This window comes from Methylobacterium sp. CCH7-A2 (assembly GCF_001557075.1).
In the GTDB taxonomy this organism is placed as follows: domain Bacteria; phylum Pseudomonadota; class Alphaproteobacteria; order Rhizobiales; family Beijerinckiaceae; genus Allobosea; species Allobosea massiliensis.
In genome coordinates, this window is record NZ_LSKN01000019.1 from 1 (window position 1) to 14,111 (window position 14,111).

Here is a 14,111-nt window from a genome sequence, read left to right on the forward strand (position 1 = left end):
GGCAGGCCCTCATCCGGCGCTCCGCGCCACCTTCTCCCATCCGGGAGAAGGGAAGTGTGCGCCGCGGTCAGCCATGACCGGCAAGCTAGCGGAAAACGTCGCCTATTTCGCCCGCGCGCTGCGGATCGCGGGCCTGCGCGTCGGGCCCGGCGCGGTGGTGGAGGCGGTCGAGGCCCTGGGCGAGGGGGCGCTGGGCGGGCGCGAGGACGTCTATTGGGCGCTGCATGCCATCTTTGTGAAGCGGCATGAGGACAGCGCCGTCTACGATCAGGCCTTCCGGCTGTTCTGGCGGCGGCGCAACCTGATCGAGAAGATCATGGCGCAGATGTCGCCGGTCTCGCCCGGCGCCGACTCCGCGCCGCAGAAGGAGGAGGCTGGCGCGCTGCGTGCGGCCGAGGCCTTCGCCCCGCCCAAGCGCGAGGAAGAAGCGCCGGTCGAGCTGACCGAGCTGACGGCGCGGCTGACGGTGTCCGACCGCGAGACGCTGAAATCGCGCGATTTCGCCCAGATGAGCGCCGCCGAGATCGCCCGCGCCAAGAAGTTGATCGCCGAGTTGCGCCTGCCGGACGACCTCGTCGCGACGCGGCGCTTTCAGCCGGCGGCGCGGGGTGGCCGCATCGATCCGCGCCGGACCTTCCGGCGCTCGCTGCGGGGCGGAGGCGGGATGATCGAGCTCGCCTTCCGCGAGCCGGCGCAGGTGCATCCGCCGATCGTGGCGCTCGTCGACATCTCCGGTTCGATGGCCGAGTATTCGCGCATCTTCCTGCATTTCCTGCACGCTGTGACGGAGAAGCGCCGGCGCGTGCATTCCTTCGTCTTCGGCACGCGGCTGACCAACATCACCCGCTCGCTGCGGGCCCGCGACCCCGACGAGGCGCTTGCGCTGGCGGGCAGGGCGGCGCCGGACTGGGAGGGCGGAACGCGCATCTCGACGGCGCTGCACGCTTTCAACCGGGTCTGGTCGCGCCGGGTGCTCGGGGGCGGGGCGATCGTGCTGCTCTTCACCGACGGGCTGGAGCGGCATCTTGATGGGGAACTGCCCTTCGAGATGGACCGGCTGCACCGCTCCTGCCGGCAGCTGGTCTGGCTCAACCCGCTGCTGCGCTTCGACGGATTCGAGGCGCGCGCCAGCGGCATCCGCGCGATGCTGCCGCATGTCGATTCCTTCCGGCCGATCCACAATCTCGCGGCGATGGCCGATCTCTGCGCTGCACTTTCTCCGGACGCGCAGCGGGCCAGCGATCCGCGGGCGTGGTTGAAGAAGGCGGGCTGAGGCATGATCTCTCGATCACACTGCCATCGCGACGGGTCCGGTCCGGGTGCGCGCGAATGAGGACGATCCAGCCATGATCAGCACCGACACCGACATCCTCGCGACGGCCGAGGCCTGGGCGCGCGACGGCCGCTCGGTCGCGCTCGCCACCGTGATCGAGACCTGGGGCTCCGCGCCGCGCCCGGTCGGCTCGCATCTCGTCATCGACGGGGAGGGCAATTTCCTCGGCTCGGTCTCCGGCGGCTGCGTCGAGGGCGCCGTGGTCGAGGAGGCGGTCGACGTCATCGCGCAGGGCCAGCCGCGCACGCTGGACTTCGGCGTCGCCGACGAGACCGCTTGGAAGGTCGGGCTCTCCTGCGGCGGGCGCATCCGGGTTTATATCGAAAAGGTGAACTGATGGCCTCCTGGGATACGCTGCTGGCCTTCGCGACGCTGACGATCCTCGTCGCCTATTTTCCGGGACCCGCGCTGCTCTACACCGCGGCGCAGACGATCTCGCATGGCCGCAAGGCCGGCTTCATGGCGATGCTCGGCATCCATCTCGGCTGCTACCTGCATGTCTTCGCCGCCGCCTTCGGCCTCTCGGCCGTGTTCAAGCATGTGCCGGAGCTCTATTTTGCGGTGAAGATCGCCGGCGCCTTCTATCTCGTCTGGCTCGGCATCGGCATGATCCGCTCGCGGCTGGTGGCCGAGGACGCGCCCGTGGTGCCCCCGAAGACCGTGAAGCGCGCCCTGATCGATTCCCTGATCGTCGAGGTGCTGAACCCCAAGGTGGCGCTGTTCTTCATCGCGCTGCTGCCGCAGTTCGTCGACCCGGCCGCGTCCTTCCCGGTCTGGGTGCAGTTCCTGATCCTCGGCACGATCGTCAACTTCGCCTTTTCCTCGGCCGATTTCGTCACCGTGCTGGGCGCCTCCGCCGTCGTCAGGCGAATGAAGCAGACCAAGGCCGGCTTCGCCTTTGGCCGCTGGATCGGTGGCTCGCTGATGATCGGTCTCGGCGTGAAGCTCGCGACGGACAAGGGCTGACGCGATGGATCTGGCCATCCTTTCGACGCTCAATGCCGAGCGCGCGGCGCGGCGCGCCACCATCCTCGTCACCGACGTGGAGAGCGGGGCGCAGCGCCTGGTCAAGGCCGCCGATCTGGCGGCCGATCCGCTCGCAGAGGTGCTGGAGAAGCAGTTGCGCATGGGCAAGAGCGCGCTGGTCGAGGCGGACGGCAAGGCGTTCTTCCTGACCGTGCAGGCGCCGCCGCCGCGCGTCGTCGTCACCGGGGCGGTCCATATCTCGCAGGCGATGGCACCGATGGCCAAGCTGCTCGATCTCGACCTCGTCATCGTTGATCCGCGCACGGCCTTCGCCACGCCGGAGCGTTTCCCCGGCGTGCGGCTGCTGACCGACTGGCCGGATGAGGCGCTGGCGAGCCTGAGGCTCGACGGCTACACCGCCTTCGTCGCGCTGACGCATGATCCCAAGATCGACGACCCGGCGCTGGAGGCGGCGCTGCGCTCGGCCTGCTTCTACATCGGCGCGCTCGGCAGTCGGAAGACACATGGGCGCCGGCTCGAGCGCCTCGCGGCCGTGGGTTTCGACGAGACCGCGACGCAGCGCATCCACGCGCCGATCGGGCTCGATATCGGCGCCGTCTCGCCAGCCGAGATCGCGCTCGCCATTCTCGGCGAGATCGTCAAGACGCTGCGCGGACCGCGCCGGGCGCCGGCATGAAGTTCGGCCCCGTTCCTGTCAGCGAGGCGGAAGGCTGCATCGCCGCCCACACGGTGCGCGCCGGCGGTGTGGTACTGAAAAAGGGAACGACGCTGACAGCGGAGGACGTCGCCCGGCTGGCCGAGGCGGGGCTTTCCGAACTCGTCGCGGTGCGGCTGGAGGCCGGCGACATCGGCGAGAACGAGGCCGCGACGCGGCTTGCGGCAGCGCTCGCCGGGCGCGGCATCGTCACCGAGGCCGCCTTCACCGGCCGCGTCAATCTCTTCGCAGCGGCGGCGGGCGTGCTCACCATCGATGCGGCCGCGATCAACGGGCTCAACTGCATCGACGAGGCGATCACGGTGGCGACGCTTCCCGCCCTGAAGGCGGTCGTTGCGGGCGAGATGGTCGGCACGGTCAAGATCATTCCCTATGGCCTGCCGGCGGTGCAGGTCGAGCAGGCGCTGGCCGCGCTGGAGGGGCTCAAGCCGCTGGCGGTCGCGCCCTACAAACCGCTGCGCGTGGCCGTGATCTCGACACTGCTGCCGGGGCTGAAGCCCTCCGTTATCGACAAGACGCTGCGGGTCATGACCGAGCGGCTCGCGCCGGCGCAGGCGACGGTGGCCACCGACCGGCGCGTGCCGCATCAGGAGGCGCCGCTGGCGCAGGAGATCGCGGCGCAAGCGGAGACGGCGGACCTCGTCGTCGTGTTCGGGGCGTCCGCGATCACCGACCGGCGCGACGTCATCCCGCAGGCCCTGCTGGCGGCGGGCGGGCGGATCGAGCATCTGGGCATGCCGGTCGATCCCGGCAATCTGCTGCTGATCGGCGAGATCGGCGGCAAACCCGTGATCGGCGCGCCGGGCTGTGCGCGCTCGCCCAAGGAAAACGGCTTCGACTGGGTGCTGCAGCGCTGCCTCGCCGGCCTCCCCGTCGGCCGTGCCGAGATCCAGCGCATGGGCGTCGGCGGGCTCCTGATGGAGATCGTCTCGCGGCCGCAACCGCGGGCGCCGGACCGGTTGGAAAGCGCCCCCGTCGCAGGGCTGGTGCTGGCGGCGGGCCGCTCGACCCGGATGGGTACGCGCAACAAGCTGCTGGAGCCGGTGCGCGGCCAACCGATGCTGCGCCATGCCGTCGAGGCGCAGCTCGCCTCGGTCGCCAGCCCGGTCATCGTCGTAACCGGGCATGAGCGGGAGGAGGTCGCGGCCGCGCTCGCGGGGCTCGACGTCACGCTCGTGCACAATCCCGATTTCGCCAGCGGGCTTGCCAGCTCCGTCCGGGTCGGTCTCGCGGCGCTGCCGGAAGCGGCGGCGGGCGTCGTGGTCTCGCTCGGCGACATGCCGAACGTGACCCCGCAGGTGATCGACCGCCTCGCTCAGGTCTTCGCCGAACAGGGTGAGGCGAAGGCCGTGGTGCCGACGCTGCTCGGCCAGCGCGGGAACCCGGTGCTGCTGGCGCGTGCCCTGTTCGCGGAGGTGGCCCAGCTCACCGGCGACCAGGGCGCGCGGCGCCTGCTCGACGCGGCAGGCGAGCAGATCGTCGAGGTGCCGCTCGACGACCCCGCCATCGCGCTCGACATCGACACGCCCGAGGCGCTGGCGGCGGTGGATCGCACGGAATCTTGAGGACGCACAGGCGGTGGTTGCCAGGGAGCCACAGCCTTGACGGCTGCCTTGCGAGCCCGCGTTTGGAGGACGCGCCTCTGCTCTAGCCGACGTCGCGCCGGCTGTCGCTCTCTGATCCTGCCTGCGGCTTGCGCTCCCGCCGGCAGCGCTCGGAGCAGTATTTGACCTCGTCCCAGACGCGAGCCCATTTCTTGCGCCAGGCGAAGGGGCGGCCGCAGGCCAGACAGGGCTTCTGGGGCAGATCTCCCTTGCGGATCGGCTTGGGCATGCGGGGATGCTCCTGCTGCGCTGGTCCAGAGGGGACTGCACGGACGTATACGCTGCGACGAGTCTTCTGGAGCAGCGGCATGAGCGACACGATCCTGATCTATGGCGGCAGCGGCGGCATCGGCTCCGCCGTGGCGCGCGCCGTCCGGGCCAAGGGGCTCGGGGTGCATCTGGTCGGTCGCGACGCCGCGCGGCTCGAGGCTCTGGCCGGCGAACTGGGCGGGAGCTTCACGGCGGGCGATGTCGGCGAGGACGAGACTTTTGCGCGGGCCACTCAGGAGGCCGCCAGTGGCGGTGCGCTCAAGGGGCTGGTCTATGCCGTGGGCACCATCAACCTGAAGCCCGTCGCGCGCCTGAGCGAGGCTGATTTTCTCAAGGATTTCAGCGTCAACGCGCTCGGGGCTGTCAAAGCGATTCAAGCCGCCCTGCCGCATCTGAAGCAGGCGGAGGGGACGGCCGGGATCGTGCTGTTCTCGACGGTGGCGGTCGCGCAGGGCTTCGCGGCGCATGCCTCTGTCGCGATGGCGAAGGGCGCCATCGAGGGGCTGACGCTGGCGCTCGCGGCCGAACTCGCGCCCCGCATTCGGGTGAACTGCATTGCACCCTCGCTGACACGCACGCCGCTCGCCGCCGCGCTCACCGGCAACGAGGCGATGGCGAAGGCGATCGCCGATCTGCACCCGCTGCAGCGCCTCGGCGAGCCGGCTGATATCGCGCCGCTGGCCGCCCTGCTCGCCTGTGACGAGGCCTCCTGGATCACCGGCCAGATCGTCGGCGTCGATGGCGGGCGCTCGACGTTGCGAACCAAAGGGTAGGGTCGGCGCGAGTCAGCGCAACCAGTGGACGCCTAGCGTGGCATAGGCTTCGGATGGGCGGTCGCTCGTGCGCTGCCAGCCCCCCGAGAGGCGCCAGACGACGCCGAAGAGGCGCAAGCCGGTCAGATGCAGGCCGAGCCTCAGCTTGGTGTAGTCGCCGGCGCGGTAGGCCTCGACCTCCGGCCCGGCATAGACATCCTGCGACAGCCAGCCCCTCGGCAACAGCCAGCCCGGCGCAACACGGCCCCAGCGCCTGTGGTCGAGCGTCGAGGCATAGGCGCCGGCGTGCAGCATCGTGCCCGGCTGCGGCGTCATCCAGAGGTCGCCCTGGATCCGGGCGCCATAGCGGTTGCGGTAGAGCAATCCGTTGCGCAGTTCGCGTTGCTCGCCCTCGTGGTCGGAGCCGGCATAGAGCGACAGGAATGTGTCGCCGATCCGCCATTCATAGCCGATCAGGGCCTGTGACTCGCTCTTGTAGGCAACGCCATGGGGGCGCTGCCGCTGCGCCTGCTCCTGCGCGCCACCCACCTTGAGGAGCGTGCGAAAGCCGCTGCCGGAGAGGGAGCCGGTCAGCGCCTTCTTCATGCCGAGCGAGACGAAGGTCTTGGCCGGCCCCGCCTCGAGCGAGCCGAACAGGACGGTGGAGAGGGCGGCGCGCTCCTCGGCTTCGGCCTCGGTCTCGGCCTCCTGGGCGAAAACGCCTCCGGCCGGACCCGCCGTCAGGACGGCGACCAGCGGCACCGCCCAGGCGAGCCCCCACCCATACGCCACGCACGCCACCCCCGAGGCGGGCTGCCCCAGCCCGCGCCGAGCGCGATTGCAGCAGGGCCGACCGGGGGTTGCAAGCTTTTCTTAACCAAGCGGGCGCAGCCTCGTCATCGGGCCCGGCTAAGCTTTCACCGCTGTCGAAGTGGAGAAACGGCAGATGACCGATACCGACTTCATACGCCAACTGGCCGGATACGGCCTGACGACCGCGACGATCCTTTACCGGATGCCGGATCACCGCCATATCCTGCAGAGCTATATCTGGCAGAACTACGATCTCGCGCCGCGCTTCCCCGTGCTGCAGGCGTTTCTGGATTTCTGGAAGCGCGAACTGGAAGGTCCGCTGCATTCGGTGACCGTGGCGCATGAGCGCCTGATCCGCCCGGCCGAGATCGTCCATGTACGGGGCGTGCTGACGCTGCATTGAACGGCTGCGCCGGCGCGGCTTGGCGCGGAGGCGGGGCGCGTGCTAGGCCGCTCGTCCTGTCACGGCCCGGCCCGCCCTCTTGTCCTCACCGCTGCGCACCTCCGGAATCCTGCTCGCACTGGCGGCGTTGCCGGGGGACCGTGTCGCGGTCGGTTCGATCGTCGCGGCGCTGAAGGACCGGGCCTATGCCCTCCTGGTCGTCCTGCTCGGCCTCCCGAACTGCCTGCCGATGCCGCCGCCGATTCCGCTGGTCTGCGGGCTGGTGCTGGCCTTCGTCGCGCTTCAGATGCTGACCGGGCGCGTGATGCCCTGGCTGCCGCCGACCCTGCTCGCGCGCAGCATCGGCAAGCCGGTGTTGACGCGTGCGGTCGACCGGGCGGTGCCGCTGATGATGCGGCTGGAGCGGGTCTCGCGGCCGCGGCTGACGGTGCTGGGCAGCGCCCATGCCATTCCGGTGCTCGGCCTGCTGATCCTCGTCCTGGCGCTGGGGCTCGTGGTCGCAGCGCCCTTCATCGGGCAGATCCCGCTCGGCTTCGCGGTCTGTCTGGTCGGGCTCGGCCTGGTCGAGCGGGACGGGCTGTTGATCATCGTCGGGGCCGTCTGCGGGGCTCTCGGCCTCGTGCTCAGCGCCGGCTTCGCCTATGCGATCTTCAGCGGCATCCACGAACTGTTCTTCTGACCGCGACGGCTTGCTGCCCGCCGCCGGGCCTCAGGCTGCGGCCAGCGTGGTGGCGAAGGGCTTCTCCTGAGCCAGCAGCGCGTCGATCTCGTCCGCTGTGACGCCCTTGGAGAACAAGAAGCCCTGCAGTTCGTGGCAGCCGATCGCCTGCAGGAAGCGGTGCTGCTCGGCCGTCTCGACCCCTTCGGCGCAGACGCGCAGGCCGAGCGCGCGGCCGAGATGGGCGATGGAGTGAACGAGGATGGCGGATTCGCCGGTCGTCTCCATGTATTCCAGGAAGGAGCGGTCGATCTTGATCTTGTCGAAGGCGAAGCGCCGCAGATAGATCAGGCTCGAGTAGCCGGTGCCGAAATCATCCAGCGCCAGGCCGACGCCATGGGCACGCAGATCCATCATCGCTGCTTCTGCGGCGTCGGCGTCGTCGACGACGACGCCTTCTGTCAGTTCCAGCTCGAGCCGGGCCGGTTCGAAGCCGGTCTCGTCGAGAACGCGAATGACGTTGGCGACGAAATCCTTGTGGCGGAACTGGATCGGCGAGACGTTGACGGCGAGACGGATGCCGTCCCAGCGCTTCGCTTCCTGGCAGGCCTGCCGCAGGACCCATTCGCTCAGCGGCACGATCAATCCGCGTTCCTCGGCGATGCCGATGAACTCGGCCGGCGGGACCATGCCATGTTCGGGATGGTTCCAGCGCACCAGCGCCTCGACGCCGACGATGGTGGCGCCATCGATCGAGACCTGCGGCTGGTAGTGCAGCAGCAATTCGTCGTTCTCGATGGCGCGGCGCAGATCCTCCTCGACCATTCGCTTGAGGGCGAGGGTGCGGTTCATCTGCGCCTCGAAGAAGGAGTAGCGGTTCCGGCCGCCGTTCTTCGACTGATAGAGCGCCGTATCGGCGAGCCGCAGCAGCGTTTCGCGGTCGGTGGCATCCTCCGGTGCGAGGGCGATGCCGATCGAGCAGCCGATCGTGGTCGCGACGCCCATGATGACGAAGGGTTCGGTCAGCGCCTCGAGGATGCGCTCGCCCAGCGCCGCGCAGCCGGCCGGGAAGTTGCCATGGGTCTGGATGATGCCGAATTCGTCGCCGCCGATGCGGGCGACGGTGTCGCCGCTGCGCACGAGGCGCGTCAGGCGCTGCGCGACCTGGCGGATGAGTTCGTCGCCCGCGGTGTGGCCATAGGTGTCGTTCACCGCCTTGAAGCGGTCGAGATCGATCAGCATCACCGCGAGGCCCTTGCCGGAGCGACCGAGATGGGCGAGTTCCTGATCGAGCCGCAGATCGAAGGTCCGGCGGTTGGGCAGTAGCGAGAGTTCGTCCTGACCGGCGAGGCGCTGGATCTGGCTCTCGCGGATGGCGATCTGATGGGCGGCGCCGCGCAGGCGCTGAACGACGAAAGCGAAGATGCCGCCAAAGAGCAGGCCGACCCCGGCCAGCGCCCAGATGAACTGGCGCAGCATGGCGTCACCCGGGCGGTCCGGCGTCCAGCTCAGCCAGGCGCGGGCGGCCCCGTCGGGAGCCGGAATGGCGCGACGGGCCAGCGGGTCGGCTGGCATGTCGCGGACGATGCGGATGTCGGACACGCGGTAGCGCTGCGCCAGCTCCGTCATCATGGTGCTGGTGACACGCCGATAGCCGACGATCTTGAGTGGCCCAAGCAGTTGCGCGAGGGAGCCCTGCCGCGCCGGCACATCGATCATCATCACGCTGAGCGTGTCGAAGCCGTCATGAGTCAACGACCAGGACGTCTTGCCCGGCCCGCCGCGCATGTCCGGCAGCCGGTGCAGTGGCGATCCGCCGGGTCCCCCGGGCAAAGACGGGCTGAAATGCTTCAGCCCGTCATAGCCGGTCTGGCCCGACGCGCCGTCACCCTCGATGCCGGCGAAGACGAGTCCTGTTTCCGAGACGACATAGGCGCCGTCGAATTCGAGGAAGCGCGAGCCGAGACGGGCGAGCGAGTCCTGCAGGGCCGCGAGCGGATCGGAGCCCGTGAAGGCGCTCTGCAGGTCGCCGGCGGCCGCAAGGCTCTGGAAGCGCAGCTCGCGCAGACGGACCTGGCTCTCGATGGCGGCCTCGATCCGGTCACGCTGCCGCTCGGCCTCGAGCCGGTTGGCGTCGCGGGTGATGGCCAGGACGACCAGCACCGCCGCAGCCATGACCATGACGAACGCGAAAGCCAGCGTCGCGACCGAACTCTTCAGCATCCGTGCGGATGCATCCGCGTTGGTCAATTTCCCGACGGAAGGCGACGACATCAGAGGTCCTGGACCGGTCACATCAAACCGGACCATGTCAGTGATGTCTTGATATCCCGTTGACGCGGCTGCGCAGCGTCGAGCTATCTCGATCCCAGAGCGTCAATCCTTGCGCGGCTCGTAGGGTGGGCGGGGGATTGCCGTGTGGGCTGCGCGCAACGCCGCCGACCAGCGCTCGCGCAGATCATGGAAATAGGGTTCTCCCGCCTCGATGCGCCGCGTCAGCTCCGGCTCATCGGCGTCGCGCCGCATCACCAATAGGTCGATCGGGAGGCCGACGCCGAGATTGGAGCGCATGGTCGAATCCATCGAGATCAGGCCGACCTTGAGCGCGTCGTAGAGATGCGTCCGGTAGGTGATGGCACGGTCGAGGATCGGCTTGCCGTATTTGTGCTCGCCGATCTGGAGGAAGGGGGCATCCGTGCCGCATTCGATAAAATTGCCGGCACCGTAGATCATGAACAGCCGCATCGGCTGCCCCTTGATCTGTCCGCCGAACAGCATCGTGACCTCGAATTTGACGCCGGCCTCCTTCAGGGCCGGGCCGTCCTCGGCGCGGACATGGCGGATGGCCCGGCCAACGAGTTGCGCGGCGCGGAACATCGAGGTCGCGCCCAGCAACGTGTCGCTTTCGCCCGTCTCCGGATTCGGCAGGCCCTCATGCAACAGGCTGATGACCGACTGCGTGACCGAGAGATTGCCGGCCGTCATCAATCCGAAGGTCCGGTCGCCCGGCCAGGAGAAGACGTGAAGCTTGCGGAAGGTCGAAATGTCGTCGAGCCCGGCATTGGTGCGGGTGTCGGCGATCATGACGAGACCGTCCTGCACGAGGATTCCGGCGCAATAGGTCACGGGTCTGGTCCTGGCTGAAACGGGTCGGGCGCTGTCGTCGCACATCGCGCGCGCAGGGGCGAGTCGTCAGCGGGCGGAGCGCGGGCGCCTCACTGGTTGGCGGCACGCGCCCCGGCGTCACGGGCGCTGACGCGTACGGCCAGCGCCTCGCCGTCACCGCCCTTGCGGGCCCCGCGGACCGGGGCGGCGTCGGCATAGTCCAGGCCGGCGGCGACGCGGACATGGGTGTCGATCGGGCAGAGACCATTCGCAGGGTCGAAGCCGATCCAGCCAAAATCCTCGAGATGGACCTCGGCCCAGGCATGGGCGCCGTTGGCGTGGGGCAGGGCGTCGGACTGGGCGACATAGCCGGAGACGTAGCGGGCGGGCACATCGAGATGGCGTGCGCAGGTCATGAAGACATGGGCGACGTCCTGCGGAATCCCTTCGCCCGCAGCGAAGGCGGCCGCGGCGCCGATCCCGGTGCGCTGGCCGGTCTCGATGCAGGGCATCTTCTCGTGCAGCGCCTCCATCAGCGCGTGCATCCGCGACAGGGGGGTGGCGTCGCCGCGCGTGACCTCCTCCGCGAACTCGCGTAGCGCAGCGTCGGGTGTCGTAAGCAGCGTGTCGCGGCGGAAAACGTCGACCGGCACGCGCTCGGGGACGCCGCGCACGATGCCGGCGAGATCGACGGTCTCAATCAACCCCTCGACGCGGATCGCCATCTCGGCGATCGGGCCATCGGCCGAGAAGGTGTGCACGACATTGCCGAAAGCGTCCTGCGTCATGCGCAACCGGCCATCGATGGTCGGCTCGATGCGCCACGACATGACGTGCTGGCCGTCATGGTCGCGCGGCGTCAGCCGCAGGATTTGCGTGATGTGCCGTGCCGGCTCGGCATAGGCGTAGCCGATCGAGTGGGAAATCCTGATCCGCATGGACAATCGCTAACCGACGCGTCGGGGCCTTCTCAAAGGGTCTTCTTGGCTGCGGCAGCCGCGCGAGGCGGATGCCGCGCCGGCTCATTGCAGATACTGCTCGAAGATGGTGCCGCCGAGGCGGTTGTTCTCGGTGATGAAGTCCGAGATGAACTCGTGCAGCCCGTGCTGGAAGATGTCGTCGATGCTGGTGCTCGATAGATTGGCGAGTGTCTTGCGTGCCTGGCGCTGGGCCGGGCCCTGGCGGCCGTAGGAATCGCCCAGCAGGTCGAGGAAGCGCGAGATGTTCTCGTAGCAGGCAGCGAGCGAGCGCGGCATGCGCCGGTTGAGGATCAAAAGGTCGGCGATCAGAAGCGGCTTCACGGCCTCGCGATAGACCCAGTGATAGGCGGTCAGCGCCGAGACCTCGCGCAGCACCGTGGTCCACTGGAAATAGTCGAGCGAGCCGCCGACCTGCTCATTTGCAGGCAGAAGAACATGGTATTTCACGTCGAGGATGCGGGCGGTGTTGTCGGCCCGCTCGACATAGACGCCGAGCCGCGAGAACCAGTAGCCGTCGTCTCGCAGCATGGTCCGGTAGGCCGAGCCGTCGAAGACCAGCGAGACGTTCTTCACCCATTCGAGGAAGCGGGCGAATTCCTCGCGATCCATGCGCTTCTTCTCGAAGCGCTGCAGCTCGAGCCAGGCGCCGTTCAGCGCATCCCACATCTCCGATGTCAGGGCGGTACGCACCCCGCGCGCATTGGAGCGGGCCAGCGCCAGGCAGTTGCGGATCGAGGAGGGGTTGTCGGGGCTGAAGGTCAGGAAGTCGCAGACATTGCGCTCATTGGCCTCGCCATAGGCCTGGGCGAAGGCCTCGTCGCAGCCGGCGGTGGCGACGGCGCTCTGCCACTCGCTGCCGGCGCCGCCATAGGAGGAGGGCAGGTTGGACAGGCGCATCGTCGCGTCGAGGATGCGGGCGAGATACTCGGCCCGCTCGACATAGCGGGAGACCCAGTAGAGGCTGTCGGCGGTGCGCGAGAGCATAGTCAGATCGGGCCTTCTGGCGATGAGGCGAGATGTGTCCGGTGAACGCTGGAACAGGGAGCCGCTGGCGAGATCAGGCATCGAGAACCCAGGTATCCTTGGTGCCGCCGCCCTGGCTGGAATTGACGACGAGGGAGCCCTCCTTCAGCGCAACGCGGGTCAGGCCGCCCGGCACGCAGGAGATACCGTTGGCGCCCGACAGCACATAGGGCCGCAGATCGACATGGCGGGGCGCCACGCCCGACGCCACGAAGGTCGGGCAGGTCGAGAGCGCCAGCGTCGGCTGGGCGATGAATCCCTCCGGCTGAGCCTTGAGCTTGCGGCGGAAGGTCTCGAGCTGCGCCTTGTTGGCATGAGGGCCGACGAGCATGCCGTAGCCGCCCGAGCCGTTGACCTCCTTGACGACGAGCTGCTCCAGATTGTCGAGCACATAGGCGTTGGCTTCAGGCTCGCGGCAGCGCCAGGTCGGTACGTTCTTCAGGATCGGCTCCTCGCCGGTGAAGAACTTCACGATCTCGGGCATGTAGCTGTAGACGGCCTTGTCGTCGGCGACGCCGGTGCCGACCGCATTGGCCAGTGTCACATTGCCGGCCTTGTAGGCGCCGATCAGGCCGGGCACGCCCAGCACGGAATCGCTGCGGAAGACGAGCGGGTCGATGAAGTCGTCGTCGATGCGCCGGTAGATCACGTCGACGCGCTTGGGACCCTGCGTGGTCCGCATGTAGACGACGTCGTCCTTGACCAGCAGGTCCGAGCCCTCGACGAGCTCGACGCCGAGCTTGTCGGCCAGGAAAGAATGCTCGTAGAAGGCCGAATTGTATTGTCCCGGCGTCAGCAGGCAGATGTTGGGATCGGCCGAGGAGGAGCGCGGCGCGACCGAGCGCAGCGTCGCCAGCAGCTGGTCGGGGTAGTTGTCGACCGGCGCGACGCGGTGGGTGGCGAAGAGCTCCGGGAAGAGCCGCAGCATCACCTCGCGGTTCTCCATCATGTAGGAGACGCCGGACGGCGTGCGCGCATTGTCCTCCAGCACATAGAAGGTGTCGGCGTCGACGCGGACGATGTCGATGCCGGCGATGTGGCAGTAGATGCCGTGCGGCACCTGGAAATCCACCATCTCGAGCTGGTAGCAGGCGTTGCGGTAGACGAGGTCGGCCGGAATGACGCCGGCCTTGATGCATTCCTTCGGTCCGTAGACATCGGCCAGGAACATGTTGAGCGCGGTGACGCGCTGGCGCAGGCCGGCCTCGAGCTTGGTCCATTCCGGCTTGGTCAGGACGCGGGGGATGATGTCGAAGGGGATCAGCCGCTCGGTCGATTCCTCGTCGCCATAGACGGCGAAGGTGATGCCGATGCGCCGGAAGAAGAGTTCAGCCTGGCTGCGCCGCAGCGCCAGCATGTCGGCGGGCGCCTCCTTCAACCAGCGGTCGAGCGCCGTATAGGCCTGCCTGACATCGCCTCCCAACCCCGTCATCTCATCGAACGCGACCATGCAGCCTTCTTTCCCCAT

Annotated in this window: 15 protein-coding genes; 8 read left to right on the top strand and 7 right to left on the bottom strand. The window is 68.5% G+C overall.

The features are described from left to right. Window positions 1-73: 73 nt before the first annotated feature. From AX750_RS01640 to AX750_RS01660, 5 genes are all read left to right on the top strand, one after another. Window positions 74-1,273, top strand: coding sequence for a VWA domain-containing protein (locus AX750_RS01640; protein WP_066721836.1), 1,200 nt, complete (start codon window positions 74-76; stop codon window positions 1,271-1,273). A gap of 73 nt (window positions 1,274-1,346) precedes the next feature. Continuing rightward, window positions 1,347-1,670, top strand: a complete 324-nt coding sequence (locus AX750_RS01645) for an XdhC family protein (RefSeq protein ID WP_066721837.1) — start codon at window positions 1,347-1,349, stop codon at window positions 1,668-1,670. Continuing rightward, the gene (locus AX750_RS01650) at window positions 1,670-2,299 is read left to right on the top strand and encodes a LysE family translocator (RefSeq protein ID WP_066721846.1); all 630 of its coding nucleotides are present in this window, start codon (window positions 1,670-1,672) and stop codon (window positions 2,297-2,299) included. Before AX750_RS01645 ends, AX750_RS01650 begins: the two co-directional genes overlap by 1 nt. Window positions 2,300-2,303: 4 nt before the next feature. Then, complete coding sequence (locus AX750_RS01655) at window positions 2,304-2,996, top strand: XdhC family protein (RefSeq protein ID WP_066721848.1); 693 nt, start codon at window positions 2,304-2,306, stop codon at window positions 2,994-2,996. Continuing rightward, entirely contained in the window at window positions 2,993-4,600 is a 1,608-nt protein-coding gene (locus tag AX750_RS01660) for a molybdopterin-binding/glycosyltransferase family 2 protein (RefSeq protein WP_066721850.1), read from the top strand. Before AX750_RS01655 ends, AX750_RS01660 begins: the two co-directional genes overlap by 4 nt. An 82-nt stretch (window positions 4,601-4,682) precedes the next feature. Here the strand turns inward: AX750_RS01660 and AX750_RS01665 are convergent, their stop codons facing one another. Next, a complete protein-coding gene (locus AX750_RS01665; protein WP_066721852.1) occupies window positions 4,683-4,868 on the bottom strand; it encodes a DUF2256 domain-containing protein in 186 nt (61 codons plus the stop codon). Window positions 4,869-4,947: 79 nt separating this feature from the next. Here AX750_RS01665 and AX750_RS01670 point away from each other — a divergent pair, with 79 nt between their 5' ends. Beyond that, window positions 4,948-5,682, top strand: coding sequence for an SDR family oxidoreductase (locus AX750_RS01670; RefSeq protein ID WP_066721854.1), 735 nt, complete (start codon window positions 4,948-4,950; stop codon window positions 5,680-5,682). Window positions 5,683-5,694: 12 nt separating this feature from the next. Here the strand turns inward: AX750_RS01670 and bcsS are convergent, their stop codons facing one another. Next, window positions 5,695-6,453, bottom strand: coding sequence for a cellulose biosynthesis protein BcsS (bcsS, locus tag AX750_RS01675; RefSeq protein WP_066721856.1), 759 nt, complete (start codon window positions 6,451-6,453; stop codon window positions 5,695-5,697). Between the two features lie 154 nt (window positions 6,454-6,607). Between bcsS and AX750_RS01680 the strand changes: the two genes are divergently transcribed. Beyond that, window positions 6,608-6,877: an usg protein gene (locus AX750_RS01680; RefSeq protein ID WP_066721858.1), complete on the top strand. Its 270-nt coding sequence runs from the start codon at window positions 6,608-6,610 to the stop codon at window positions 6,875-6,877. 79 nt (window positions 6,878-6,956) lie between these two features. Continuing rightward, entirely contained in the window at window positions 6,957-7,556 is a 600-nt protein-coding gene (locus AX750_RS01685; protein WP_066721860.1) for an exopolysaccharide biosynthesis protein, read from the top strand. A gap of 30 nt (window positions 7,557-7,586) precedes the next feature. On the opposite strand, the gene AX750_RS01690 is transcribed toward AX750_RS01685, so the two are convergent. The 5 genes from AX750_RS01690 to AX750_RS01710 form a co-directional block, all read right to left on the bottom strand. Next, window positions 7,587-9,758: an EAL domain-containing protein gene (locus AX750_RS01690; protein ID WP_066721862.1), complete on the bottom strand. Its 2,172-nt coding sequence runs from the start codon at window positions 9,756-9,758 to the stop codon at window positions 7,587-7,589. Between the two features lie 153 nt (window positions 9,759-9,911). Continuing rightward, window positions 9,912-10,661, bottom strand: coding sequence for a proteasome-type protease (locus AX750_RS01695; RefSeq protein WP_066721867.1), 750 nt, complete (start codon window positions 10,659-10,661; stop codon window positions 9,912-9,914). A gap of 89 nt (window positions 10,662-10,750) precedes the next feature. Further along, a complete protein-coding gene (locus AX750_RS01700) occupies window positions 10,751-11,578 on the bottom strand; it encodes a transglutaminase family protein (RefSeq protein ID WP_066721869.1) in 828 nt (275 codons plus the stop codon). Between the two features lie 84 nt (window positions 11,579-11,662). After that, window positions 11,663-12,604, bottom strand: coding sequence for an alpha-E domain-containing protein (locus AX750_RS01705; RefSeq protein WP_066721871.1), 942 nt, complete (start codon window positions 12,602-12,604; stop codon window positions 11,663-11,665). A 73-nt stretch (window positions 12,605-12,677) separates the two neighbouring features. Beyond that, on the bottom strand, window positions 12,678-14,093 hold the full coding sequence (locus tag AX750_RS01710; protein WP_066721873.1) for a circularly permuted type 2 ATP-grasp protein: 1,416 nt from the start codon (window positions 14,091-14,093) through the stop codon (window positions 12,678-12,680). Window positions 14,094-14,111 lie beyond the last annotated feature (18 nt).